This is a genomic window from Streptomyces sp. NPDC002306 (genome assembly GCF_053593435.1).
The window spans coordinates 39366-64592 of sequence record NZ_JBSFCK010000001.1 but is presented as its reverse complement, the minus strand read 5'-3'; the positions used below and the strand labels follow the sequence as shown (position 1 = coordinate 64592).

The window sequence follows — 25227 nt, the reverse complement described above, 5'->3', positions numbered from 1 at the left end:
CAGTTGGCGCGACGTGGCACGTCGGACACGGAAGCGTACGAGGGGTGGCGTAGAGGGCAACTCCTTTGTCCTGGTTGCGACGAGCATGGTTGGAGTCCTGAGCAATGATGAGAAGACCTGCCGCCCCCCGTCTCCCGAGCGTCGTCCGGCGACGCCGTCTGTTGATCTGTGTGACCGCGTCGGCGGCGCTCGTGGTGCCCCTGCTGACCGGTCCGCTGGGTGGCGTGGCGGCCGACCGGCGCCTGCAGGACGTCTTCATCGACGCGGCGGACGAGTACCACGTGCCACGCAACGTCCTGATGGGCGTGGCCTACCTCCAGTCGCGCTGGGACTCCCATCCCGGCGCCCCGAGCGTCGTCGGCGGCTACGGGCCGATGCACCTGGTGGACGCCGGGATGGCGCGCCCCCGCAGCGTCCGGCCGGGCACGATGGCCGCGGGACCGCAGTCCTCACCCGAGGCGAACGTCCCCGGCGGGCGCACCGCTCAGCCCGCGGACCTCCGGCGGGCCGCCCGCCTGATCGGCGTCTCGGAGGAGCGGCTGAGGACGGACGCCGCCGCCAACGTGCGGGCCGGCGCGGCTCTTCTGGCGGAGACGCAACGACAGCTCGGCAAGCCCCTCAGCGACGACACCGACGACTGGTGGGAGGCGGTGGCGCGGTTCCCGGGCACGGAGGACAAGGTGTCGGCGGCGACGTACGCCAACGACGTGTTCGCGGTGATCCGCACGGGCGCGCACCGCACCACCGACGCGGGGCAGAAGGTCACCCTCGCCGCCAGCCCGGGCGTGCGTCCGCACCGCGCGGCGGCCCCGCGCTCCCCGAAGGACGTCGAGTGCCCGCCGGAGCTGACCTGCTCCTGGCTGAGCGCGCCGTACGTCGAGTTCGACGACGGCGCCGGGTACGGCAATCACGACCTGGCCGACCGGCCCCGGGACCAGAAGATCGAGTACATCGTCATCCACGACACCGAGGCATATCTGCCGAACATGTTCGCGACCGTGCAGGATCCGACGGAGGCCTCCTGGCACTACTCCATCAGTTCCAAGGACGGTCACATCACCCAGCACATCAGGACCAAGGACATGGCCTGGCACTCCGGCAGCCAGTTCGTGAACGCCCGTTCGATCGGCATTGAGCATGAAGGTTTCCTCACCCAGCCCAACACCTGGTACACCGAACAGATGTACCAAGCGTCAGCCCGCCTGGTGCGCTACCTGGCGAAGAAGTACGGCGTCCCGCTCGACCGGCAGCACATCTTCGGTCACGACAACGTGCCGTCCCCGACCGCCGACAGCATCCCCGACATGCACGACGACCCCGGCCCCTTCTGGGACTGGCGGCACTACTTCGACCTGCTCGGCGCACCGTTGCGGGCCACCGGCCCGGCGCAGAGCGACATGGTGACGATCCTGCCCGACTTCGCCACCCACAAGCCCCGGTTCACCGGGTGCGCCGAGGACGGCGTGGTGTGCGCGCCGCACGGCTCCAGCGCCGTCCGCCTGTACACCGAGCCGTCCGAGAAGGCCCCGCTGATCCAGGACCCGGGCCGGCGCCCGGAGGGCGACGACTCCACCGAGGACGTCAACGACCTCGGGTCGCGGGTCTCCGCCGGCCAGACCTTCGCGGTCGCCGAGCGCAACGGCGACTGGACGGCGATCTGGTTCCAGGGCGAGAAGGCCTGGTTCAAGAACCCGAAGAAGCACCCGACGGCCGTCGGGGCGAGCGGCCGGATGGTGATGCCGAGAGAGGGCCTGAGCGAGATCCCGGTGTACGGGCGGGCCCTCCCGGAGGAGGACGCCTACCCCGAGGGGATGGAGGAGCCGGACGAGTCGCCCCTGCCGTACGAGCTCCAGGCGGGCCAGCGGTACGTGACCCAGTCCCGCCTCGACGGCTCCTACGTGGACCGGTCGTACTTCGTCGAGTCTCCGAACCCGGTGGTGAAGGGCCACGAGGAGTACTTCGAGATCCAGTTCGGCCACCGGCTCGCCTATGTCCGGGCGAGTGACGTGGACGTGGTGGACGCGCCGGCCGCGGCGGGCCCGCCCGGACAGGCGGACCCCGTACCCGGGCAGTGAGGACGGCGGCCCTCGCGGGGTGAGGGCCGGCGGACGGGACCACGGGACGGCCGGCAGCGAGGTCGAGGACCGCGAAGACGACCCGCCGCCGGCCCCCGGGCCGGCCCCGCCCCGCCCCCGGGAGCGCGGCGCGGACGTCCGTCAGCCGGCGCCCGTACGCCGGGGAAACGCCTGCTCGGTCCAGATCGTCTTGCCCCCGGGGGTGTAGCGGGTGCCCCAGGTCTGGGCCAGTTGCGCGGCGATGAACAGCCCCCGTCCGCCCTCGTCGGCCGTGCGGGCGTGGCGCAGATGGGGCGCGGACGCGCCGGAGTCACGCACCTCGCACGTCAGCGTACGGTCGTTGACGAGACGGACCTCCAACGGCGGGCTGCCGTAGCGGATGGCGTTGGTGACCAGCTCGCTGACGATGAGTTCGGTGTTGAATCCCGTCTCCTGCTCCATCCCCCACTTGTCGAGCTGCGCGCGTGTCCAGTGCCGGGCGAGCGCCACCGCGGTCGGTTCCGCCTCGAGCCGCAGGACGGCGATCCGGTCGGTCGGGAAGGACCGCACCCGCGCGACGATCACCGCCGCGTCGCCCGCCCCCAGCCCGGGCGGGAGGGCGTAGACGATGTCGTCGCACAGATCCTGCAAGGGCCGGCCCGCGTAGTCCGGCAGGGCCCGCAGCTGCCGGGACGACTCCGCGAGGTAGGAGGTCAGCAGTGGATCGCTGGCGAAGACCAGGACGCTGCCGTCCGGCACCGCGAACTGCCCGGCGGCGAACGGCGTGTCCTCCTCGGAGCCGAGACAGGGGCCCGAGGGGGTGTCCAGGGCGGTGACGGTGCCGTCGGGCCGGACGAGCACGGGGGACAGCCGGCCGGCTGCCGCCATCGTGCAGCGACCGGTCAAGGGGTCGTGGACGGCGTACACGCAGTCGGCGGTGAGCGCCTCGCGGCGCAGGGGCTCGCCCAGGGGCAGGCCCGCCCGCTCCGCCGCCAGATGGGCGGCCGTGTCGTGCAGCCGGGCCAGGAGTTCGTCGGGGGCCAGGTCGAACGTGGACAGGGACCGCACGACCGTGCGCAGCTGGCCCATGGTGGCCGCCGCGTTGAGCCCCTGCCCGGACACGTTGCCGACCACGAGGGCGGTGCGGGCGCTGGACAGCGCGATGGTGTCGTACCAGGCGCCGGGGTCGGCACCCGTGACGCACAGATAGGCGGTCTCCAGGGAGGTGTGGGTCTCCGGGCTCCGGGGCAGCAGCTGACGCTGGACGGTCGCGGCCACGCTGTGTTCCCGGGTGAAGCGGCGCGCGTTGTCGATGGACAGGGCCATGTGGGCGGCCAGTTCGACCGCGAGCTGCCGGTCGCCCTCGTCGAAGGCCGGCGACCGCCCGGTGCGGTAGAGGCTGACGAGGCCCAGGACCGTGTCCCGCAGGGTCAGCGGAACCGCGAGCAGCGTGTGGGAGTCCGAGGTACGGATGGCCGCGGCCCGCGGCGGGTCGATGGCCAGCCAGGGGGCGTCCTGGCTCAGGGTCACCACCCGGGGACACAGATCCGCCATGGCCTGTGTGAAGGGCGTCGGTCCGGGCAGCCGGTGGACGTCACCCACCGGATGGGCCTCGGGAGGATGCGCCGCCATGCTGCGGAAGGCGGTGCGCAGCAGGGGAGTGTCCGGCGGCAGCGGGGCGAGCGGCGGCTCGTCGCCGCGGATCACCGCGTCGACCACCTCCACGATCGCGATGTCGGCGAACTCGGGCACCAGGACCCGGACCAGTTCCGCGCAGGACACCGCCGAGTCCATCGTCCGTCCCACGTTCCGGCGGACGGTCTCCAGTACGCGGGCGCGGCCCCGGGCCCGCTCCCGATCGGTGACGTCGACGGAGGTGACGCCCACGCCGAGGACCTTGCCGTGCATGTTCTCCAGGCGCAGCGCCGTGATCTCGAAATGGCGCTGCCGAGACGGGTCCTGCTTGAGCCGTACCTGGACGATGCGCTGCCGCAGGGGCTCCCCGGTGTCCAGCACCCGCTGGATGAGCCCCTCGACGCCGTCCGCGTCCAGGATCTTGCCGTACACGGTGTGGAACGGTTGCCCGATCACGTCGTCCAGGGAGACGTCGCGCATGGCGGGCGTGGCCGTGTTGACCCGGACGACCCGCAGGTCCGTGTCCAGCAGATGCAGCCCGACGGGAGACCGCGTGAACAGGGCCTCCAGCATCGACGCAGCCGTCTCGTCCAGCTGCCCGCACCGATCGCCACGCGCCACGGGACGCTCCTCCGGCTCTGTACCGCCGTCCATCCCTCCAGCGTGCAGGGCGGCCGGATCGGGCGCATGTGGGGGAGGGGCGGAGGTCTGGGAGCAGGGCGAGTGAGGGGCAGAGGGCTGGGAGCAGGAGGGAGGGCGCAGGGGGCGCAGGGGCGCTGTCACTGTGCGTGACCTCGGATCACGCCACCGCGCGGACCCCGCGCCGGTCACCCGGGTGGTCGCCGGCTCCGGAGGCGCCGCGGCGGCGCGCCGCCGACAGGCCGAGCCGCCGGCTCACCGGTCGGCCCGTACGGGGTGCCTGCTCATGATCGAGACGCGGTTGAAGGCGTTGATGGTGATCGCCACCCAGATCACCGCGGAGATCTGGTCGTCGGTGAGCGCGTCCCGGGCGGCGGACCACGCGGATTCCTGCGCGGCGGCGTCCGCCGGGTAGGTCGTCGACTCGGCCAGCGCGAGGGCGGCCCGCTCCTCGGGCGTGAACAGCTCGGTCTCCCGCCAGGCCGCCAGCACTCCCAGCCGGCGCGTCGTCTCGCCCGCGCGCAGGGCACCCCTGGTGTGCACGTCGAGGCAGTAGGCGCACCCGTTGAGCTGTGACACCCGGAGGTTGATCAGCTCCACCAGGGTGCGGTCGAGGCCGGCGTCGGCGGCGACCGCGCGGACCGCGTCCGATGTCTGCAGCAGCGATTGGTAGGCCTGGGGACTCTGCTTGTCGATGAAGATCCGCTGGGTCGCGGACTCCGGCGTGGGGCTGCTCAACCTGCACTCCTCCAGAAGCCGTCTCCGGCTTGCTTCGCTCCGTCGCGTACGCGCTGCGGCCAATCGTCCTATGATCAGGTAGGTAATGGTTGAATGTAAAACTACCAGAGCTGAATGAGGTGGCCCGATGAGCAACTCCGCAGCAGGACCCGTCGACGTATTCACTCCGCGTGACGTGCCGCTGGGCGGCCCGCGGGCGATGACCGTGCGCCGCACGCTGCCGCAGCGCGCCCGGTCCCTCATCGGAGCCTGGTGCTTCGCCGACCACTACGGCCCCGACGACGTCGCCCGTAGCGGCGGCATGGAGGTCGCCCCGCATCCGCACACCGGACTGCAGACGGTGAGCTGGCTGTTCAGCGGCGAGATCGAGCACCGTGACAGCATCGGCAACCACGCCTACGTACGGCCGGGCGAGCTGAACCTCATGACCGGCGGACACGGCATCAGCCACTCCGAGGTCTCCACCGCGCGGACCACCGTCCTGCACGGCGTCCAGCTCTGGGTGGCACTGCCCGGGGAGCACCGTGACGCCGAGCGGGACTTCCAGCACCACGTGCCCGAGCCGGTACGGACCGACGGAGCGGAGATCCGGGTCTTCCTGGGCACCCTCGCCGGAACCAGCTCACCGGTGCGGACCTTCACCCCCCTGCTCGGCGCCGAGATCACCCTCGCGCCCCGCGCCACGCTCACCCTCGCCGTGGACCCCGGCTTCGAGCACGGCGTCCTCGTCGACCAGGGACGGGTCCGGGTGGCCGACACCTCGCTGAACGCCGCCGAGCTGGGCTATGTGCCCACCGGCGCCGACACGCTGACGCTCGTCAACGAGTCGGAACTGACGGCCCGGACGATCCTGCTCGGCGGGACCCCGTTCGAGGAGGAGATCGTCATGTGGTGGAACTTCATCGGCCGCAGCCACGAGGACATCGTCCGCGCCCGGGAGGACTGGATGAAGGAACTCGGCGGCCCCCGCTTCGGTGACGTGCCGGGCTACGACGGGTCGCCGCTGCCCGCGCCGGAGCTGCCGTCGGTGCCGCTCAGGCCGCGGCCGCGAGCGCGTTGACCCGCGGGCTCACCTGATGGCCCCGCACGCGCACCCCTGTGGCGATCGCGACAGCATCGTCCCTGGGCCTCATCACTTTCAGGTCGTGAGGCGGAGTCCCGCCACCGCGGTGTCGAATATCGGCCGGCAGGAGACCCACCTGTCGGACGGAGCGGAGAGGTAGATCGCGAACTCCTGCCCTCCGGGCCGACCGAAGCCGAGGTCGATCGCGCGGAAGGGGCGCGCCCTGCCCTGGAACGTGAACTCCCAGACGGCGGCGGGCAGGCTGCGCCACCGTGTGCTCTGCATCCGCAGCCGCTCGTAGCCGTCCACGTTCCGCCTCGTCTGCTCCTCTACGTCCGCGAAGTGCCGCAGGGGGCTGGGGCCCGCGAAGTCGAGCGAACTGACGCGCAGACTCACGAGGCCCGTCGGGTCGACGTGGACGAACTGCTTGCCGTCCTCACTCACCTGGCGTTTCCAGCCGTCCGGCACGGGGATGGCGAAGCCCAGGTCCGGCTCCTCGACGAGGTGGTAGCCGTCGGGGACGGGCGACGGGCTGTACGAGGGTGTCCGTGCCGCGGCGGGGCTGGAGGCGGCCAGGACGGGCGGCGCATCCGTCGTCAACCCGGGAGAGGGCGCGCTGAAGTGCGGCGCCGCATAGACGCCCGCTGCCACGAGGGCGCCTACCAGGACCGGGACGGCGACCCACAGCGGAACCCCGCGCGGACGGGCAGGGCGTAGCGGGACCGCGGTGTCCGGGGGACGGGTCGTCCGGGGCTCGCCGATCGGAGTCGTCCCGGCAGGCCGCGTTCTGCGGTCCTCGTGCGTTCGGCTCGTGGCTGTGGCTGTGGCTGTGGCTGTGGTCTTGGTGGTGCTGGTCGTGGCTGTGGCTGTGGTCCTGGTGGTGCTGGTCGTGGTTTCGGCGGCCGGGGCGCGGAGCAGCCGCTCGGCCTCCGCCGCGGACAGACGCAGTGCCGGCTCTCGGACCAGCAGTCCGGCGATGACCGGTGCCAGAGGGCCGGCGTTGGCCGCCGAGGGGACCTCCCCGGCGGCGATGGCGTACGCCGTCTCGAACGGAGTGCCGCGGCGGAACGGGGAGCGGCCTTCCACCGCCTGGAAGAGGGTGGCCCCGAGCGCCCACAGGTCGGCCTCGGGTCCGGGCGCTCCTCCGGTCAGCCGCTCGGGAGCGAGGAAGTCCATCGATCCGATCAGCTCGCCCGTACGGGTCAGGGTCGAGGTTCCCGAGGACTGCGCGATCCCGAAGTCCGTCAGCACGACGCGGCCGGTCTCGGACAGCAGGACGTTGGCGGGCTTGACGTCCCGGTGCACCACGCCCGCGGTATGCGCGGCGCGCAGTGCGGCGATCATCCCGCGACCAATCCTGGCACCCTCCCCGGGCGACAGGGGGCCGTGCTCCCTCAGCAGGTCACCCAGAGTGGTGGAGGGCACGTACTCCATGACGATGGTCGGCAGTCCCTCGTCGTCGACGACATCGTGGACCACCACGACATTGGGATGGCTGATCCGCGCGGCGCTCCGGGCCTCTCTCCGGGTGCGTTCGAACAGTGTCGCCAACTCGTCGTCATGCAGATGGACTTGTGTGTGCAGCTTCTTCACGGCCACGGGACGCTGAAGCAGCTCGTCCTCGGCCCGCCACACGGTGCCCATACCGCCGCGGCCTATCCGTTCGACGAGCCGGTATCTCCCGGCCACCAGGCGTCCGTGGTCGGACATCGCGCTCCGCTCCTTGGTCGTTCGTCGAGGGGGTGTTGCTCGCGGGACATCAGGGACGTGCGAGGCCCTGTGTCATCGCTGGGTCACGCCGTTGCGGTGGCACAGCCTCAACGTCACCGAGGCAGCGGGCTGCCGGAGGAAGCCGGCGGAGCGGTGAAGGCGGTCAGTACTTCTTCGGTGCGGAAGCCCGCCGAGGCGTACACGGACTCGCCCATCGCGCTCGAGTAGAGATAGGCGGTGGTGGCTCCGGCCTCGTGACCCGCGCGAACGATTGCGGAAGTGATGGCACTGCCGTGGCCACGTCGTCGATACCGCGGCAGTACGGAAATGTTGAAGAGACCCAACAAATCGTCGGAGACCGCCGCCATCCCGGTCCCCACCGGTACTCCCTCCACCTCCGCCGCGTAGAAGAGGAATCCCTCCGACTCACCGAGGGCGGGATTCGAGAAAGCCTCGAACAGTCCGGACGGCGTACCGAATCCCTCTTCCATGAGGCGAGCGTAGAACTCCAGCTCATGACCACGTACGGGACGTACCCGCAAGGGATTGCCTGCCAGCCGTGGCGGAACTCCCGCGCCTTTCGGTCTGACCATCAGAGGCAGAGTGGTGGCGGTGGTCAGGCCGAAGTGCGCCGCCGTCCTCACCATGTGCTGCCCCGGAACCCCGCGCACCTGGATACTCCAAGGAATCGTCCTCAGCTGCTCGCAGTCGCCGGCCAATCGCTCGATGACCTGTGCGCTGGGTTTTGGGTGGGGGCTGACGACACCGTTCAGCGTGGCGACCGGGGCATCCGAGACGGCCAGCAGGGTGCCGTCCGAATGTTGTCTTACGAGGCCTGTCGCGGCGACCGCCGCCAAACCGCCGCGGACGGCCGCGTAGGCGGACACTATCGGCCTGATGGAATCGTTCACTCGCAGAATTACTCTCGGCTTTGTCTGATCTGAGGAGTTCGGACTCTCTTGTGTGTGCCCCGGACCGCGCGGTCCGACGTTCGCACGGCGGGACGGCGCCCCTGATCGGCTTCGGCTCGGAATGTCATCGAGGCGTGGAGAGCCACGGGCGATCCGCTTCCCCCGGCAATCGGCCCCAGATCATCATGCGAGGCGACTCAGCGGATAGAACGTCAGTGACATATCAATCGTTCATGGGTGCCAGGAACGGCCGGATACTGCCCGGGTCTTGCCCACATAGGGAGAGATGTCGGCACTGCGCGGTGCCTGGTGGTGTAAAAATCCTGTCGTCGCGCAGACGCGTAACCACTACGGGTGTCGCGGGTTCAGGGATCACGCCGCCGAGTTGCGACATGGCGGGGAAGCACACGGAACTTTGAGAGGCACTCATGATCGGCGAACGCGACACGGCCGAACCGGAGGCCTCGCACACGCCCCCTCAGGGCGGGGGAAGTCAGGCAGGCCTGCTCGCGGGGCGGTGCCCCGAGTGCGGCGAACCCGACATCGCGAGGGCACCGAGCGCGCATCCCGCCCTTCTCCGCCTGATGTGTGTCGCTGAGGGGTGTGGCTGGCGGTCAGGTCCGCTGCCTTGCTGAACGACTTCGGTGCCCCCTTGCCATACGCTCACGCGGGTCGCCGGGTCGCCGGGTCGCCGGGTCGCCGGGTCGCCGGGTCGCCGGGTCGCCGGGTCGCCGGGTCGGTGGCGAAGGATGCCCGGTGCCACCTTCCTCCCGGACGGACTGCGATCTGGCACGGTCGTACTATTTCGAGGGACAGGGAGTCGGCGACAATGCCGGCGAGTGGCCTTTCGACCCGACCGCGGTCTGCTGCGTCACCTGAGACGCCCTTGACAACGATGTCTTCTCCAGGGAATCGATCTGAAGCGCACGAAATGGGGATCAGGTGAGTGAGCAAGGACGGGAAACCTTCCCGATCCCTTCACGGGTCCGCGGCGGCTCGACAGATTTTGAGACCACGATGAATCTGACGTCCCGGCAGATTCATGAGACGGCACGCCCCTTCGAAGCGTGGAAGCAGGGTCCGTTCTCTCATCTCACCCGCCTCGCCATTCCGTACCCGTCCGTCGGTCAAGGGTTCAAGTTCGCCGCGAATGGCCATCTGTTCGACGGTCTTCTCTCGGTCAAAGTGTATTGCGATTCGCTTACAGGGATCTCGGGGAACAACCTGGACGAGGATCCCATCGTGGCCGACCTGGTGACCTCGGGATGGCTCACGTTCCTGGGGAACGGGGGAACGCATCCGGTCACCCCGGGGCAGATCTGTATTCGCGACACCAAGACTCCTTGGAAATTCGCCTGCGGACCGGCAACGCGCTTGCGCGTCATCACGATCCCGCGACGTCTGTTGATTTCGCGCATCGAGTCGCCCAAGGTGCTCAATCAGGCGTACATCCAGGACGTCACATCGCCCGAAGTCCGATTCCTCGTGAACTTCCTGGAAGCGCTCGAGAAGAGCAGTGCCGACCTGGATGGTTCCCTCGCCGCACAGAACATCGCGCTGGACGCCTGCGCGACCCTGTTGTCGGGAATGCTCTCGGGGCGTTCCCGCGTGGGGTCGGATGACCATCGGAATGCCACGATAGAGGCGGCGAAGAACGCGATTGAAAGAAACATCGACAGACATGACCTCTCCCCGGCCATGATCGCTCAGATCGTCGGTGTCTCGCTTCGGACGTTGCACAGATCCTTTTCGGCATCGGATGACTCGATCATGGCGTTCGCCCGCCGCCGACGCTTGCAAAGAGCTCACGACGATCTGATGAGGCTGGGCAGCGCGGCGGGGATTTCCGAGATCGCGGCGCGCTGGCACTTCTCGGACGCGAGCCACTTCATTCGAAGCTTCAAATCGGCCTACGGGATCACCCCGGCCGCCTACTTGAGGAACGCCGGTACGGCGGCCGGCCGGTCGGCGGCAGACCGGGATTCATCTTCCGCATAGTGCGCCGACTGTAGCTCGTGATCGGAGGGAGGCGCGTCGGCGAGGGACGGCCGCTCCTCCAGCCACGTCCCGTCGCGCATGATGACTCTCCCGCGTAGTTCCGGCTCGCCGCGCCAAGCGCGCACAGTCCTCGGGAGCACGCGTACGTAGAGAAAAGAACCCTCTTCCGCGCGTGGATCCCACCCGAACTTGTCGGCGAACGCCGCCGCCGCGCCTTCGGGTACCTCCTGGTCCGGGAAGCACTCCGCCTCCCCCTGGAGGAGCACCACGTCGAAGGTGTCCGGCAGCGCCAGGCGCACGCGCGGCTCTCTGCGGACGTTCCGCGCGGTCACGGAAGTGGCGCTGGTGCACATCCACACCGCTCGCCCGTCCCACAGGAACCACAACGGCACCTGGTGCGGCCCGTGATCAGGGTGAGCCGTCGACACCCACACATCCCGCTCGGCAGCGAGCCGCTCCAGAGTGTCGCGCATACGCTCCGCCGTCCGGCGGCGAACGATTCCCGTGGTCTCCATGAGGAGCGACCGTAGCCAAGTCGGCGCGCAGCGCGCCTGAGGCGCAGGTCCTACTCCCGGCGACCGACGAACCCCTCAGCCTGCGGCTCGGGGCGACCGCCAGGCGGTTGCCCCACAAGGAGCCGAGGTACGACAACTCCGCTCCCACGGACGGGAACTGATGGTGCTGGACGCGGTGGCCCATGAGGCCGACGGCAACCACCGCGCCGTAGGGGCCCAGCAGGTCGAGGCCCATCGCGATGGACCGCGGAGCGGGTCGACGCAGGCTCTCCGCGGCCGCTGGCTGACGCTCCCGGCTGGAAGGTCGGCGGCCGGCCTCCGTGGGGCCGTACCCACCCGCATCGCCGATGGGTGGGGCCCGGCGAACAGGTTGCAGCCGGGTAAGAGCGGCCATAGCGTTGAATCATGGCTATGGCGACGATCAGCCGGCGCGCCGACGTCTGTCATTTCCGACACCGGGCCCGGTCGCGGAGCATATGAGCGACCGTCTCTCGTCCTTTCGTCTTCTCCGATCGCTGACCGCGGATGCGGAGGATCGTCGTGATCAAGCCCTACGGTCCGTACGACTTCATGCCGCCGCTCCGGACGTTCTCGGTGACCTCGGAGTCGGTGGCCGACGGCGAGCAACTGGCCATCGAGCAGGTGAGCGGCATCCTGGGAGCCGGCGGCTCGGACGTCTCACCGCAGTTGAGCTGGTCCGGGTTTCCTGAGGAGACGCGAAGTTTCACGGTGGCGATGTTCGACCCCGACGTGCCCACCGCCTCGGGCTTCTGGCATTGGGCGGTGGCCAACCTTCCCGCCTCCCTGACCGAGCTTCCGGCCGGGGCCGGAGACGGGAGCGGCATACCCGGTGGCGCGGTGACGCTGCCCAACGACGCCGGGCACAGACGGTATCTCGGACCGGCGACGCCTCCGGGCAACGGCCCGGACCGCTACTTCCTCGTGGTCCACGCGGTCGGTGTGGAGAAACTGGAGGTGTCCGAGGCGTCCACCCCCGCCTACATGGACTTCCTCCTGTTCACGCACGCGATCGCGCGGGCCACCATGTACGGCACCTTCGAGCGATAGGCACCTTCGCACGACAAGCACCCTCCGGCGACTCCGGCGACTCCGGCGACTCCGGCGATGAGCAGGTCTGCGACGCGCAGGCCTGCTCATCCGCGTCGCGGCGGCGTACGCGTGGCCGCTCTTTCTGATGTCCAAGGCCAGGCGGAAGCGGCTGACCGGCCGCCGACCCGTCGGTGTTCCCGTGGCCGCATGCGGCACCGTGGCCAGTTGAAGGCACTCACGACACGCGAACCGTCGTGGCATCCCTCATGCCCGCTTCCCATTGCGCGGGTCGTCGCCACGTGTGACGCAGATAACCGAGGCGCCTCGAATATCCCCGGTTGCCGTCGCCCCATCATGCGCGCCATAAAGGCAGGCCGGCTCGATAAATAGAACTCCGGCGCCAATCCGATGGAACGCCAGAGACATTCGCCGCGCCGCGACACACCGCCGAACAGCAATGATTTGACGCTGACACATCACCCTGCGAAGGTCTGGACCGTCACGGAACTCAACGGGACTTCCAACGCAGGAGAGTTGGCGCATTGACGCGCCATTCCGTCCTCCGGGAAATCTCCCGTTTCCGCAGAGTCTCGGTCCAGGGCCGAGTAAGGAGTGTTTCCCCATGTTTTCGTCTCGTGTCAGACGGCTGCCGAAAAAGCCTGCCTCGATAGGCGAATCCGTAAGCCTGTCCACGGTATTGACGGTGATCGCCGCACTGATCGCCGCTCTGTTCGTGGCCGCGCCGTCCGCTTCGGCAGCCGACGGTCAGATCACCGGCCTGGCCGGCAAGTGCGTCGATATCGCGGCGGCGAGCAACGCCAATGGGACGCCGGTACAGCTCTACGACTGCAACGGAACCAACGCCCAGACATGGTCCAACCCGGGCGACGGCACACTGCGCGCTCTCGGGAAGTGCCTCGACATCGTCGACCACAGCACGGCCGACGGTGCGTCAGTTCAGCTGTGGGACTGCAAGGGCGGCGCCCATCAGCAGTGGGTGGTCACCGCGGCCCGCGACATAGTCAACCCCGCGGCCGACAAGTGCCTGGACGTCCGGGAGAACGACCCCACCAACGGCACCCGACTCCAGATCTGGACCTGCACCGGCAAGGCGAACCAGAAGTGGACGGCGCCCGAGGCTGGTTCGGCTCCCTCCGGCTTCGTGATCAGTGAGGCCCAGTTCAACCAGATGTTCCCGAACCGGAACGGCTTCTACACGTACAGCGGGCTGGTGCAGGCGCTGAGCTCCTACCCCGGTTTCGCGACGACCGGCAGTGACACGGTCAGGAAGCAGGAGGCCGCGGCCTTCCTCGCCAACGTCGACCACGAGACCGGCCACCTGGTCCATGTGGTGGAGCAGAACACCGCCAACTACCCGCACTACTGCGACGCGAGCCAGTCGTACGGCTGCCCGGCCGGTCGGTCCGCCTACTACGGGCGCGGTCCCATCCAGCTCAGCTGGAACTTCAACTACAAGGCGGCGGGCGACGCGCTCGGCATCGACCTGCTCCACAACCCCTGGCTGGTCCAGAACGACTCCGCCGTGGCCTGGCGCACCGGCCTGTGGTTCTGGAACACCTCGACCGGCGCCGGCACGATGACCCCGCACAACGCGATGGTGAACCAGGCGGGCTTCGGTCAGACGATCCGCACCATCAACGGCTCCCTCGAATGCGACGGGAAGAACCCCGGGCAGGTGCAGAGCCGGGTCACTGCCTACCAGAGGTTCACCGCGGTCCTCGGGGTCGGCCCGGGCGACAACCTCTACTGCTGAGCCCCTCCGGGCGCCGCTGCCATGAGCGCCGGAACGGTCGGTGACGCGGCGCGCGGTGCTCTCGGCCACCTTCACCCACCAGCACATCGGACCAGGGCGCGGGACCGCGCCTCGGTCCAGGACTTCGGTTTCGTCAACAGACGGGGAATCTTTCATGCATGCGATGCTGAAACGCTGCGCGTTCGCGACAGCGTTCGGACTTCTGACTCTCTCGGCGGCGTCGGCCACGGCGTCGGCGACGACGACAACCGAGGCGACGACCACGACCGCGGCGACGGCCACGACCGCGGCGACGGCCACGACGGCGGCGACCCCCGCGCCCAAGTCCGCCCTGCGGTTCGCCCCGCAGAACTTCGCGCACCCCGGGGTCAACATCACCTCCACGCAGCTCGAGTTCGTGCGGACCAAGGTCCAGCAAGGCGCGTCGCCCTGGAAGGGCGCGTACGACGACATGGTCGACGACTCCCTGGCCTCGCTCTCACGCGTGCCCACGCCACGCGCCGTCGTCAACTGCGGTCAGAGCAGCAATCCGGACAACGGATGCACGAACGAGAGACAGGACGCGATCGCCGCCTACACCGACGCGCTGGCATGGGCCCTCAGAGGTGACGAACGGTACGCCAAGAAGTCGATCCAGCTCATGGACGCGTGGTCGGCCACGATAACGAGCCACACGGGCGCCAACACCGGTATCCAGACAGCGTGGTCGGCCGCCTCGTGGGTCAAGGCCGCCGAACTCATCAAGTACCAGTACCACAACTGGCCGAACGCGGCCCGGTTCGCGAACATGCTGCGCTCGGTGTACCTGCCCGTCGTGGTGAACGGCGACGACCGGACCAGCAACTGGGACCTCACCGAGGCCGAGGCGTCGATCGGGATCGCCGTCTTCACCAATGACGGCGTCACCTTCGACAAGGCCGTCAGCCAGTACCTCGAACGCGTCCCCGCCTTCGTCTACCTCGAATCGGACGGGCCGACACCGCACCGGAGCCCGGACGGTGGTTTCAACTGGGAGACGGCGAAACGGTATGTCACCGGGATGACGCAGGAGACGTGCAGGGATTTCGTGCACACCGGCTACAGCATCGCCTCGATGTCGCACATCGCCGAGACGGCTCTCATGCAGGGCTCGGATCTCTATCCGCAGGTGGGTGAGCGGCTTCGGCAGGCGCTCGGGTGGCAGTCCACCCAGGAGTTGCGCGCGGCTCCGGAGCCGGCGGGGCTGTGCGGCAGCGGGGCGCTCAAGCGCGGCCTGGGCCCGGTCACGGAAACCGGGTTCAACGCGCTGCACACCAGGCAGGGCGTCGCCATGGCCAACACGCAGGCCCTGACCGAAGGCACTCGGCCGGCCGGAACGAACTACCTGTTCGTGGCGTGGGAGACGCTGACCAACGCGAACAACCCGGTGCTGCCCGGCACCCAATTGCCCACCGGGCCGATCACCGGACTCGGCGAGAAGTGCGTGGACATCGACAAGGCCAACAGCGCCAACACCACCGCCATCCAGATGTACGACTGCAACGGCACCGACGCGCAGCAGTGGACCGTGGGAGGCGACGGCACCCTCCGCGCGCTCGGCAAGTGCATGGACGTCGCCGCCGCAGGCACGGCCGACGGTACGAAGGTGCAGCTGTTCGACTGCAACGGCAGCGCGGCCCAGGTCTGGCAGCGCGGCAGCGGCGACACGCTGGTGAACCCGGTCTCGGGCAAGTGCCTGGATGTCACGGAAATGTCCACCGCCAACAACGCGCGGCTGCAGATCTGGTCCTGCACCGGGACCACCAACCAGCAGTTCCTCCTTCCGGCCTGACAGCGGAGCGGCCCCGCCTCGACGAGAGGCGGGGCCACCCCGTCGTTGGTCAGGACGCGTACCCGGAACTCATGGAGAGGGGGCGGGGGCCAGGGCGCGTTAGCCCACCGCCGGCGAGGGCACTCGGAGGGCCACCGTGCCCGTACAGGGAAGGTCCGGGCCGAGTCGACCGGAGGTAGTGGAGATGGGACACGGAGGAGATGTCATCAACGAGTTGATGACGGACCACCGGGAGGTCGAGGAACTCTTCGGGAAGATCGGCGCGCTGTCGTCCGGGGACAAGGACCGTAAGGTCTACGCCGATCAGGTCACGATGGAACTGGTACGGCACTCGGTGGCCGAGGAGGAGTACCTCTACCCGGCCGTACGCAAGTACCTCGCCAACGGGGACGCGATCGCGGACCGGGAGACCGACGACCACTCCAGGGCCGAGCAGATCATGAAGGACCTGGAGAGCTGTGAGGCCGGGGACCCGGAGTTCGACCGGCTCATCGGGATGCTGATGACCGAGATCCGTTCGCACGTCGCGGACGAGGAGCGGAACCTCTTCCCCATGCTGCGTGTGGTGGCCGCCCCGGAGACGCTCGACGAGCTCGGCGACAAGGTCCGCCGGGCGAAGAAGGTGGCGCCGACCCGTCCGCACCCCTCCGCGCCGGACAAGCCGCCGGCCGACAAGATGCTCGCTCCCGGAGCCGGTCTCGTCGACCGGTTGCGCGACGCGCTGTCCGGCCGCGGAAAGCTGGACTGAGGCCCGTTCGCCGGTCCGGCCGGGGAGGCCCGCGGGCTCCGGCGGCCTGTGCCGGTCGGAGGGCGGGGCGGTCCACGAGCCCGGAGCGGCGCGGCGCGGCGACCGTGCCCCGGCTCCCCGTAACGCGGCCGCCGTCAGGGTGTGGGAATGCCCGCCGGGCGGGTCGGGCGGCCGAGGCGGACCGGGACGCCGGGGGAGTACAGGACACTGACCGGTGCGTCGCTCGGCGCCGGAAGGCCCGCGGCCGCCACGAGGTTCTCCTCGCATGTGAGCAGTTCGGCGCGGTGCAGGGGCCAGCGGGGATGGTCGTTGGGCAGGTAGGCCGACGACTCGGCCCCGCCCCGCAGGAACGCGTTGTGCATGCCCCAGCGGGCGGTGAGGAAATGCTCCAACCCGGTCGGTTCCTCGATGCGTTCACCGACGCGTACCGTCAGCCGGCTGTGGGCGCCGCGCGGACCGGGCCAGCGGCGGGAACTCGTGTAGGCGACGGTGCGCCCCTCGGCCCGGACGGTCATCCGGGACCACACGTACGGCAGCCGGAAGGCGGCGCGGCCCATCACCACCGGGATGAGCCGGGAGGCGTCCATCGACCGGAAGACCACACCGCGCCGCCCGTGCCCGTCCACCGAGTAGAGGCGCACGTTGGTCTCCGGGAAACTGCCCAGGTACGGCACGCCCGGCAGCCGGAACCAGCCGACCCGGTGCATCCGGAACGCCACGAGCCCGACGTACGTCGTCCCATGGAGCGTGTCGGGAGAGGTCCCGGCGGGCAACAGCCGTGCCACGGCGCCCGGTTCGACGGCCCAGTGGACGAAGGTGAGGTCGAGCCACTGCTGGGTGAGCAGCGGCGGATGGACCGGGGCGGGGGCGTCGGGGCTGACGGGCACGGGGTCGATCGGCACGGGGGTCAGGATCGCAGACACCCGCTCCGGCCGGAGCCCGAGGCGGGCAGCGGCTCCCGGAGGGTGAGGCCACGAGATGCGCCGCCCGCCTGATACGGCCGCGTGGACGCACCCTCGTGGGACGTCCGGGCGGTTTCGTCCGGTCCGGTCAGGCCACGGTTCTGACGACCACCCAGTGATGCTTGCCGAGCCGTCGGGTCCGCCGGAAACCATGGCTCTCGAACAGGGACACCGTGCCGTTGTACAGGAACGACCCGGAGACGGTACGGCCCTCGACGTCCTCCGGATAGCTCTCCACCGTTCCGCCGCCGAGCCGCGCGATCTCGCCCAGCGCGCCCTCCAGGGCGACGGCGGCGACCCCGGCCCGCCGGTGCCCGCGGGCGACGAAGAAGCAGGTGATCCGCCAGTCCGGCACGACGTGCACCCCCTTGACGTAGGCACGCCGGTGCTTGATCCGGGGCAGTTCGCCGGTCGGCCCGAACTGGCACCAGCCCACGCAGTCCGTCCCGTCGTAGACGAGCGCGGCGTGCGCCCTGCCCTCCTGGACCCGGCGTTCCTTGTCCGACCGGTTCTGCGCGGCGGTCCTGCCGCTCCCCACCCCCTCGGCGTGGAACGACATGCACCAGCAGCCGCCCCACACGCCGTTGTGCCGCTCGACCAGGGCGGCGAAGTCCGCCCAGGTGGCGTCGTCCAGTGGCCGCGTACGTAATCCGGACATGGCCTGACCGTTCGCCTCCCTCGTCTTCCTCGTCTCTCTCCCGCTCCCGCCCGCTCCCGTCCTGTCCGCGAAGCCTGCCACGAGTGGCGCGGCAGGGTGCCGGAGTCACCGGGTTCGGCCGCGTCCTGGCCGGTGTACGGGATTTCGTACACCGGGCCGGACGCCGCGCCGCCCACGCCGCTGCCGTCACCGAGACGTACCCCGTGGTGCGGCGGTACGGCCCGAACACGGCGATCCTGGCGTCAGGCGGGGTCACGCCACCTTCGTCGGCCTCTCGCGACCGTGCGCCGCACCCGTGGACCGGCCCGGCTTCCCGAGCATCCGGAGGGACACCATGGTCAGGACCAGGGCCGGCACCGGGGCCGAGATCCCGGAGAAGCGCGGGGCGGGCCGAACACGGCGCCGGTCCCAGGCCGACTACACCGGCGGCGTCTACGGATCGCTGCTCGCCGCCTCCGTGGTCGCGGGTGTCGGCACGCTGGGCCCGCTCCCGCGGCTCGAACTGACGCTGCTGCTCCTGGGCACCGGCGTGGTCTTCTGGATCACCCACGTGCACGCCCAATTGTTCGGGGCCCGGCTGGCCCGGCAGCCGCTGAACCGGGCCACCGTCGCGCACGTGTGCCGCGAGGAGTGGCCGATCGTCAAGGCCGCGGTACCGCCCGCGGTCGCCGTGGCCGTCAGCCCGTTGTTCGGTCTGGGTCTGGAAGGCACGCTCTGGCTGGCCATGATCGTCGCGGTGACCGGACTGGTGGGCTGGTCGATGGCCGCCGCCCGGCGCGCCCGCGCCTCCTGGGGCATGGCCGCCTCCACGGGCGCGGTCAACCTCGTGATCGGGCTGCTGATCGTCGCGCTGAAAGTGGGGCTGGCCCACTGATGGCCCGACGCCGTCACGTCCCTGACGTGCCGACCCGTCAGGGGTACTGCGCGGTGTGGCGGGGGCATCCGGTTCGGGTGATCCTGGTGGGTGGTGGTGCGGGGGAGGGGCGAAGTGGTCTGCCGGACCGTCGTGTCGGGGGTACGCCCGACAGGTGGCCGTCGGCCGATGGCCGGTGGCGGGCCTGCGAGGAGGAGCCGTGACCGTACCGCCTCGTCCGACCGCGCCGGGAGCATCGGGAACACCGGCCGTTCCGGACACACCGATCGCTCCGACCGCACCGGGAGCATTGGCCGCTCCAGACACATCGGCCGCTCCAGACACATCGGCCGCTCCGGGCACACCGGGAGCCCCGATCGCTCCGGGCACACCGGCCGCTTCGGAGCGGACCTCCGCAGGGGTGCCCCGGAGGCCGGACCTCGGCCCGGACCGTGAGGGCGACCCCGCGCAGGTACTCGCCGCGCTGGGCTCGTCCTGGCTCTGGGCGCTGGGCTCGGCGCTCGTCACCCTGGTGCCCGGCATCCTGATCCTGGTCTGGCCCGACGAGACCCTGCACGTCCTGGCCGTCATCATCGGCCTGTCCCTGCTGCTCACCGGCGTCTTCCGGTTCGTCGCGGCCTTCGCCCGGGAGAGTCACGGCGACCGGCTCACCCGGGTTCTGCTCGCCGTGGTGTTCGTGCTGGCCGGTGTGCTGTGTCTGCGCCACCCGTTGCAGACGATCGCCGCGCTCTCCCTGATCGTCGGGGTGACCTGGCTGGTGTCCGGCATGCTGACCCTCTACTCGGCGATCGCCGTCAAGGCCCTGCCGCACCGGGGGGTCCTGGCCGCTGCCGGCGCGCTCGGGGTGGCCGCGGGCATCGTGGTGCTCGCCCTGCCCACCGCGTCAGCGGTCGCCCTGACCCGGCTGCTCGGCCTGTGGCTCGTCCTGCTCGGCCTGGTGGAGCTGGCGGTGGCACTAGCCCTGCGCTCCGCGGTCCGCAGGCCCGCGAAGGACGACCGGCCCGTCTCCTGACCACGAACGTGGCCCTTGCTTTTTCCGTACGACCTCTGATTAGATTTTTCGTACAGAGTATGGACGAAAATTCCAGGCCGTACGGAGATTCCGGGGAGGGGATTCGAGATGGCCGACCAGGACCAGGACCGGTACCAGGGCCACGATCGAGACCCGGACGGGCCATCGGACCGGCGGCAGGATCTGCGGCACGACCGGGAACGGGAGCGGGACGCGATCCTCGGGGCGCTGGCCCCCGTCCTCGACGGGATCGTGGCGACGTTCGGGCCGGTGTGCGAGGCGGTGCTGCACGACTACCGGCGCCCGGAGCGGTCGGTGGTCGCCGTCGCCGGCGCGGTCACCGGACGCGCGGTGGGCGGGGCGATGAGCGAGATCGGCATGCGGGTCCTGGCCCGCGGCGACGACGCGACGGACGAGCTGAACTACCTGACCCGCACCGACTCCGGCAGCCTCGTCAAGGCGTCCACGATGGTGCTGCGCGACTCCACCGGCACGGTGTTCGGCGCGCTCTGCGTCAACGTGGACGTGACCGCCGTCGGCCAGGCCCACGCCCTGCTGGGCGCGCTGGCCGGCCTCGGGGGCGCCGTCGTCGAACCGCCCGTCATCACCTACGGCAACGACATCGACTCGGTCGTCGACGCCATCCTCGACGCGCACCAGTCCCACCGGCACCAGCCGTGGGCCGCGCTGGACCGCCCGCGACGCCTGGAGCTGTTCCGCAGCCTGGACGAACACGGTGTCTTCGCGGTCCGGCGCGCCGTCGAGCAGGTCGCCGCCCGGCTCGGCATCTCCCGGGCCTCCGCCTACACCTACCTCTCCCAGGCGAGAGCCGGCACGCCCGCGCCCGCCACCGACCGGACCGACGAGGGAGCACAGCCGTGACCACCCCACCCCTGCCGATCACCCTCGACGACGTCCTCGACGCCGCGGCCCGGCTCAAGGGCGTCGCCCACCGCACACCGGTGCTGCGCTCCCGGACCCTCGACGGCCGGGTCGGCGCCGAGGTGTTCCTCAAGTGCGAGAACTTCCAGCGCGTCGGCGCCTTCAAGTTCCGCGGCGCCTACAACGCGGCCTCCCGGCTCACCCCTGAGCAGCTCTCCCGGGGCATCGCCGCCTACTCCTCCGGCAACCACGCCCAGGCGGTCGCCCTGGCCGCCCGGGAACTGGGCACCACCGCCGTCATCGTCATGCCCGAGGACGTCCCGCGCTCCAAGCGGGACGCCACCGCCGCCTACGGCGCCGAGATCGTCACGTACGACCGCTACACCGGTGACCGGGTCGCCATCGCCGAGGCACTGGCCGCCGAACGGGGCCTCGCGCTCATCCCGCCCTACGAGCACGCGCACGTCATGGCGGGACAGGGCACCGCTGCCCTGGAGCTCCTCGAAGAGGCGGGCGAGCTGGATCTCCTGATCGTGCCGGTCGGCGGCGGAGGGCTGATCGCGGGCAGTGCGACCGTGGCCAAGGGGCTGCGCCCGGGCATCCGGGTGATCGGCGTCGAGCCGGAGACCGGCGACGACACCAGACGCTCGCTGGCGGCGGGCCACCGGGTGACCGTCCCGGTGCCGCGCACCATCGCCGACGGCCAGGCTCTGCACACCCCCGGCGAACTGACCTTCTCCGTCAACCGCCGGCTCGTCGACGACATCGTCCTGGTCTCCGACGACGAGATCAAGGACGCGATGCGGTTCGCGTTCGAGCGGCTCAAGACCGTCGTCGAGCCGAGCGGCGCCACCCCGTTGGCCGCCCTGCTCGCGGGCCACGCCGGCCCGCTCCCGCCCCGCGTCGGCGTGATCGTCTCCGGCGGCAACATCGACGCCGAGCGTTTCGCCGCCCTGTGCGGGAACGCGGTCTGACGCACCCGGGCCGGGCGCGCTCGCCGAAGCGACCTCACCGGCAGGCCGCCCCGGCGCCGGTTCAGACCGGCAGCAGCCGCCCCACCAGCGCGCCGAGCTGCCGGACGTTGCGGCACTCGTACATCTCGACCAGCTCGGCATAGGAGGGCGCGGCCGAGTCGCCGGTGCCCCACTGGCCCCGGGGCTCGGGATTGAGCCAGTAGAGGCGGCGGGCCCGAGCGGCGATCCGCCGTACGGCCGGCAGGTTCGGGTCGCTCATGTTCGTCCGGGCGTCACCGAGCACGAACACGGTCGTGCGCGGGCCGACCGCGGCCTCGTAGCGCTCCGCGAACTCGCCGAACGCGACGCCGTAGTCGCTGCTGTCGTGCCAGCCGGTCAGGGTCGCCTCCGCGCGGATGCGCGAGCTCAGGCCCTCGGCGTCGGCCGCGCCGCGCACGAGCAGCCCGGTCACCTCGTCGATCCGGTTGACGAAGGCGAACACCCGCACCTTGCTGAACTGCTCGTGCAGGGCCTGCACCAGCAGCATCGTGAAGTCCGAGAAGCCGGACACCGAGCCCGACACATCGCACAGGAGGACCAGTTCGGGGCGGACCGGCCGACGGCGGCGCAGCACCGGCCGCATCGGCACGCCGCCCGTGGACAGCGAACCGCGCAGGGTGCGCCGCAGGTCGATGGTGCCGCGGGCGGCACGACGGCGGCGGGCGGCCAGCCGGGTGGCCAGCTTGCGGGCCAACGGCTGCACGGTCCGGCGCAGTTCGGCCACCCGGTCCTTCCCGACGTACAGGAAGTCGACGCGGTCGGCGGTCGGGGCCACCGCCCGTCGGGCGATCTCGTCCCGGCCGCGCCGCTCGGCGACCCGGCGGCGCGCCTCCACCGCCACCTGCCCGCGGAACGCCTCGATCCGCCGCCGGATCTCGTCGTCCAGCAGCCGGTCGGCGAACCCGGAGCCACCGTCCTGAGCGCGCAGGCTGTCGCGGACGCGCGCGAGCAGCGTCTGCGGTCGGAGCCGGTCGAGGGCCTGGTACGACGACCAGCCGTCCGACCCCGGCCTCCCGTAGCCGCCGAAGCCGTCGACCGCCTCGGCCGCCAGCCGCCCGAGCAGCGTCACGTCGTCGGCGGCGAGGGCCGCAGCGAGCCGCTCGCGCAGGTCCTCCCGGTCCGCGGGGCCCGTGTCCGGCGCTCCGACGCTCCTCGGGAAGTACAGGTCGAAGACCGGGTCGAACACGCGCCGTTGTGCCGTGCCGTGCAGCAGCGTCGCGGCCAGCCCCTCCCGCAGCAGCTCGCGGTCCGTCAGACCCAGGGCCGCGACGGCCTGCGCCGCGTCCACCGTCTCGCCGGTGCCGATGCGCAGACCGTGCGCGCGCAGCGCGGCGACCAGGCCCGTCAGCCGTGTCACCACATCCGCGGTGGCGGTCATACGGTGTCCAGGTCGAGCTTGGCGGCCGCCTTGAGGACGTCGTCCTGGTGCTTGAGGAGCACGCCCAGGCTGTCGCGTACGACCCGCTCGTCGAGGGTGTCGGCGCCGAGCGCGAGCAGGGTGCGCGCCCAGTCGATGGTCTCGGCGACCGACGGGGCCTTGCGCAGGTCCATCGCGCGCAGCGCGCTGACCACCCGCACGACCGACTCCGTGAGGGCCTGGCCGAGTTCGGGGACCTTCAGCCGTACGATCCGCCGCTCCAGCTCCTCGTCGGGGAAGTCGATGTGCAGGAACAGGCAGCGGCGGCGCAGCGCCTCGGACAGTTCGCGGCCCGCGTTGGAGGTGAGCACGACGAACGGGCGGCGGGTGGCCGTGATGGTCCCGAGCTCCGGGACGGTGATCTGGAAGTCGCTGAGCACCTCGAGCAGCAGGCCTTCCACCTCGATGTCGGCCTTGTCGGTCTCGTCGATGAGCAGGACCGTCGGCTCGTCGCCGCGGATGGCGGTCAGCAGCGGGCGCGGGAGCAGGAACTCCTCGCTGAAGACGTCCGTGCGCGTCTCGTCCCAGGTCTCGTCGCGCCCGGCGCTGATGCGCAGCAGCTGCTTGGCGTGGTTCCACTCGTACAGTGCCCGCGACTCGTCGACGCCCTCGTAGCACTGGAGGCGTACGAGCCGGGCGTCGGCCACCTGGGCCACGGCCTTGGCGAGCTCGGTCTTGCCGACGCCCGCGGGGCCCTCAACCAAGAGCGGCTTGCCGAGGCGGTCGGCGAGGAAGACAGTGGTCGCCACCGCGGGGGAGGCGAGGTAGCCGGTCTCGGCCAGCCGGGCGGAGACATCGTCGACGGATGTGAACAACGGGGGCCTCCGTGGTCGTGAGCGAGCCTCTGGAGAACTATCTAAGCGCTTGTTCAGTGCCGCTGTCACCCATCCCCCGGTGAGACAAAAGACCAATACCGATCGGTTTCCTCAGGGTCGCCGGCGCGGTAACCTCGCGCTATGACCACGACCGAAAAGCCGGCCACCAGAGACCGGCTCCTCGACGCGGCGGCCGAGCTCTTCTACCGCGACGGCGTCTCCATCGGCGTCGAGGCGCTGTGCCGGACGGCCGGGGTCTCCAAACGGTCGATGTACCAGCTCTTCGACAGCAAGGACGAGGTGCTGGCCGCGAGCCTGGAGCGCCGGAGCACGCAGTACGAGGGTCTGTTCACGCCCGGCCCCGAGGACGCGACCACCCCGCGCGAACGCATCCTGTACGTGTTCCGCCGCCTGGAGCTGGCCTCCGTCGAACCCGACTACCAGGGGTGCCCCTATCTGGCCGTGCTGGTCGAGCTGAAGGACCCGGCGCATCCGGCGAGCGCGGTCGCCCGCGCGATGAAGGAGCGCGCCGAAATCGCCTTCCGCGAGCAGGCCGAGCTGGGCGGCGCCCGCGACCCGGACCTGCTGGCCCGGCAGCTCATGCTCCTCTTCGACGGCGCGAGCGCCCGCTCCGGCGCCGGCATCGAGACCCTGGACGGGCTCATGACAGCGACCGTGGAGACACTGCTGGACGCGGCGGACGTGAAGTAGCGCCCGCGCCGGGCGGGGCGCGGGCGGAAAGCCGCTGTTCGTCGCAGCGCCCGCCGCGAACGGCCTGCGCTCGCCGCCGCACCGGGCTCCCACCGACCTGCGTTGCCTCGCGGGGCCCCGGTGCGCAGGGTGCGACCGCCCCTCGGCCTGGTGGGCGGTAAGCAGGCAGGTGGGGTCGGTGCTGCGCCCGGCAGTCCTGTGCGCAGTCGACGGTCGCCGCTCGTACGGGTCACCACAA

The 25227-nt window shown here is 70.6% G+C and carries 21 protein-coding genes; 12 read left to right on the top strand and 9 right to left on the bottom strand.

Annotation, left to right across the window (positions count from 1 at the left end):
- Positions 1-107: 107 nt before the first annotated feature.
- Complete coding sequence (locus tag ACWCQK_RS00285) at positions 108-2075, top strand: N-acetylmuramoyl-L-alanine amidase (RefSeq protein ID WP_451151738.1); 1968 nt, start codon at positions 108-110, stop codon at positions 2073-2075.
- Between the two features lie 141 nt (positions 2076-2216).
- Here ACWCQK_RS00285 and ACWCQK_RS00280 read toward each other — a convergent pair whose 3' ends face one another.
- Both ACWCQK_RS00280 and ACWCQK_RS00275 read right to left on the bottom strand, forming a co-directional pair.
- A complete protein-coding gene (locus ACWCQK_RS00280) occupies positions 2217-4310 on the bottom strand; it encodes a SpoIIE family protein phosphatase (RefSeq protein ID WP_451150190.1) in 2094 nt (697 codons plus the stop codon).
- 273 nt (positions 4311-4583) lie between these two features.
- Positions 4584-5066, bottom strand: coding sequence for a carboxymuconolactone decarboxylase family protein (locus tag ACWCQK_RS00275; RefSeq protein WP_451150188.1), 483 nt, complete (start codon positions 5064-5066; stop codon positions 4584-4586).
- Between the two features lie 127 nt (positions 5067-5193).
- Between ACWCQK_RS00275 and ACWCQK_RS00270 the strand changes: the two genes are divergently transcribed.
- Positions 5194-6126, top strand: a complete 933-nt coding sequence (locus ACWCQK_RS00270) for a pirin family protein (RefSeq protein WP_451150186.1) — start codon at positions 5194-5196, stop codon at positions 6124-6126.
- A gap of 78 nt (positions 6127-6204) precedes the next feature.
- Here the strand turns inward: ACWCQK_RS00270 and ACWCQK_RS00265 are convergent, their stop codons facing one another.
- Together ACWCQK_RS00265 and ACWCQK_RS00260 are read right to left on the bottom strand one after the other, a co-directional pair.
- Positions 6205-7839: a protein kinase domain-containing protein gene (locus ACWCQK_RS00265; RefSeq protein ID WP_451150184.1), complete on the bottom strand. Its 1635-nt coding sequence runs from the start codon at positions 7837-7839 to the stop codon at positions 6205-6207.
- Between the two features lie 113 nt (positions 7840-7952).
- On the bottom strand, positions 7953-8750 hold the full coding sequence (locus ACWCQK_RS00260; protein ID WP_451150182.1) for a GNAT family N-acetyltransferase: 798 nt from the start codon (positions 8748-8750) through the stop codon (positions 7953-7955).
- 942 nt (positions 8751-9692) lie between these two features.
- On the opposite strand from ACWCQK_RS00260, the gene ACWCQK_RS00255 reads away from it, so the two are divergent.
- Entirely contained in the window at positions 9693-10748 is a 1056-nt protein-coding gene (locus ACWCQK_RS00255) for a helix-turn-helix domain-containing protein (protein ID WP_451150180.1), read from the top strand.
- On the opposite strand, the gene ACWCQK_RS00250 is transcribed toward ACWCQK_RS00255, so the two are convergent.
- On the bottom strand, positions 10682-11263 hold the full coding sequence (locus ACWCQK_RS00250) for a pyridoxamine 5'-phosphate oxidase family protein (RefSeq protein WP_451150178.1): 582 nt from the start codon (positions 11261-11263) through the stop codon (positions 10682-10684). The two genes, ACWCQK_RS00255 and ACWCQK_RS00250, sit on opposite strands and share 67 nt — an antisense overlap.
- Before the next feature lie 540 nt (positions 11264-11803).
- On the opposite strand from ACWCQK_RS00250, the gene ACWCQK_RS00245 reads away from it, so the two are divergent.
- The 4 genes from ACWCQK_RS00245 (at position 11804) to ACWCQK_RS00230 (ending at position 16645) form a co-directional block, all read left to right on the top strand.
- Complete coding sequence (locus tag ACWCQK_RS00245; RefSeq protein ID WP_451150176.1) at positions 11804-12331, top strand: YbhB/YbcL family Raf kinase inhibitor-like protein; 528 nt, start codon at positions 11804-11806, stop codon at positions 12329-12331.
- 685 nt (positions 12332-13016) lie between these two features.
- Positions 13017-14087 carry a glycoside hydrolase family 19 protein gene (locus tag ACWCQK_RS00240; protein ID WP_451150174.1) on the top strand — a complete coding sequence of 357 codons (1071 nt, stop codon included), beginning with the start codon at positions 13017-13019 and terminating at the stop codon, positions 14085-14087.
- A gap of 154 nt (positions 14088-14241) precedes the next feature.
- Entirely contained in the window at positions 14242-15897 is a 1656-nt protein-coding gene (locus ACWCQK_RS00235; RefSeq protein WP_451150172.1) for a ricin-type beta-trefoil lectin domain protein, read from the top strand.
- 184 nt (positions 15898-16081) lie between these two features.
- A complete protein-coding gene (locus ACWCQK_RS00230; RefSeq protein ID WP_451150170.1) occupies positions 16082-16645 on the top strand; it encodes a hemerythrin domain-containing protein in 564 nt (187 codons plus the stop codon).
- A gap of 134 nt (positions 16646-16779) precedes the next feature.
- On the opposite strand, the gene ACWCQK_RS00225 is transcribed toward ACWCQK_RS00230, so the two are convergent.
- Both ACWCQK_RS00225 and ACWCQK_RS00220 read right to left on the bottom strand, forming a co-directional pair.
- Entirely contained in the window at positions 16780-17547 is a 768-nt protein-coding gene (locus tag ACWCQK_RS00225) for a YqjF family protein (protein WP_451150168.1), read from the bottom strand.
- Between the two features lie 148 nt (positions 17548-17695).
- A complete protein-coding gene (locus ACWCQK_RS00220; protein ID WP_451150166.1) occupies positions 17696-18265 on the bottom strand; it encodes a GNAT family N-acetyltransferase in 570 nt (189 codons plus the stop codon).
- Positions 18266-18599: 334 nt separating this feature from the next.
- Here ACWCQK_RS00220 and ACWCQK_RS00215 point away from each other — a divergent pair, with 334 nt between their 5' ends.
- From ACWCQK_RS00215 to ACWCQK_RS00200, 4 genes are all read left to right on the top strand, one after another.
- The gene (locus ACWCQK_RS00215) at positions 18600-19139 is read left to right on the top strand and encodes a hypothetical protein (protein ID WP_451150164.1); all 540 of its coding nucleotides are present in this window, start codon (positions 18600-18602) and stop codon (positions 19137-19139) included.
- A gap of 400 nt (positions 19140-19539) precedes the next feature.
- A complete protein-coding gene (locus tag ACWCQK_RS00210; RefSeq protein ID WP_451150162.1) occupies positions 19540-20151 on the top strand; it encodes an HdeD family acid-resistance protein in 612 nt (203 codons plus the stop codon).
- Between the two features lie 108 nt (positions 20152-20259).
- Positions 20260-21033, top strand: a complete 774-nt coding sequence (locus ACWCQK_RS00205; RefSeq protein WP_451150160.1) for a helix-turn-helix transcriptional regulator — start codon at positions 20260-20262, stop codon at positions 21031-21033.
- Entirely contained in the window at positions 21030-22007 is a 978-nt protein-coding gene (locus ACWCQK_RS00200; RefSeq protein WP_451150158.1) for a pyridoxal-phosphate dependent enzyme, read from the top strand. Before ACWCQK_RS00205 ends, ACWCQK_RS00200 begins: the two co-directional genes overlap by 4 nt.
- Positions 22008-22068: 61 nt before the next feature.
- On the opposite strand, the gene ACWCQK_RS00195 is transcribed toward ACWCQK_RS00200, so the two are convergent.
- Together ACWCQK_RS00195 and ACWCQK_RS00190 are read right to left on the bottom strand one after the other, a co-directional pair.
- Complete coding sequence (locus tag ACWCQK_RS00195) at positions 22069-23424, bottom strand: VWA domain-containing protein (protein ID WP_451150156.1); 1356 nt, start codon at positions 23422-23424, stop codon at positions 22069-22071.
- Complete coding sequence (locus ACWCQK_RS00190; protein WP_451150154.1) at positions 23421-24278, bottom strand: AAA family ATPase; 858 nt, start codon at positions 24276-24278, stop codon at positions 23421-23423. Before ACWCQK_RS00190 ends, ACWCQK_RS00195 begins: the two co-directional genes overlap by 4 nt.
- Before the next feature lie 141 nt (positions 24279-24419).
- On the opposite strand from ACWCQK_RS00190, the gene ACWCQK_RS00185 reads away from it, so the two are divergent.
- Positions 24420-24989, top strand: a complete 570-nt coding sequence (locus ACWCQK_RS00185; RefSeq protein WP_451150152.1) for a TetR/AcrR family transcriptional regulator — start codon at positions 24420-24422, stop codon at positions 24987-24989.
- Positions 24990-25227: the final 238 nt, after the last annotated feature.

Coding starts and splice junctions, on each gene's coding strand:
- ACWCQK_RS00285 (WP_451151738.1), top strand. CDS start 108: ATGAGAAGACCTGCCGCCCCCCGTCTCCCGAGCGTCGTCCGGCGACGC.
- ACWCQK_RS00270 (WP_451150186.1), top strand. CDS start 5,194: ATGAGCAACTCCGCAGCAGGACCCGTCGACGTATTCACTCCGCGTGAC.
- ACWCQK_RS00265 (WP_451150184.1), bottom strand. CDS start 7,839: ATGTCCGACCACGGACGCCTGGTGGCCGGGAGATACCGGCTCGTCGAA.
- ACWCQK_RS00250 (WP_451150178.1), bottom strand. CDS start 11,263: ATGGAGACCACGGGAATCGTTCGCCGCCGGACGGCGGAGCGTATGCGC.
- ACWCQK_RS00235 (WP_451150172.1), top strand. CDS start 14,242: ATGCATGCGATGCTGAAACGCTGCGCGTTCGCGACAGCGTTCGGACTT.
- ACWCQK_RS00230 (WP_451150170.1), top strand. CDS start 16,082: ATGGGACACGGAGGAGATGTCATCAACGAGTTGATGACGGACCACCGG.
- ACWCQK_RS00220 (WP_451150166.1), bottom strand. CDS start 18,265: ATGTCCGGATTACGTACGCGGCCACTGGACGACGCCACCTGGGCGGAC.
- ACWCQK_RS00215 (WP_451150164.1), top strand. CDS start 18,600: ATGGTCAGGACCAGGGCCGGCACCGGGGCCGAGATCCCGGAGAAGCGC.
- ACWCQK_RS00205 (WP_451150160.1), top strand. CDS start 20,260: ATGGCCGACCAGGACCAGGACCGGTACCAGGGCCACGATCGAGACCCG.
- ACWCQK_RS00195 (WP_451150156.1), bottom strand. CDS start 23,424: ATGACCGCCACCGCGGATGTGGTGACACGGCTGACGGGCCTGGTCGCC.
- ACWCQK_RS00185 (WP_451150152.1), top strand. CDS start 24,420: ATGACCACGACCGAAAAGCCGGCCACCAGAGACCGGCTCCTCGACGCG.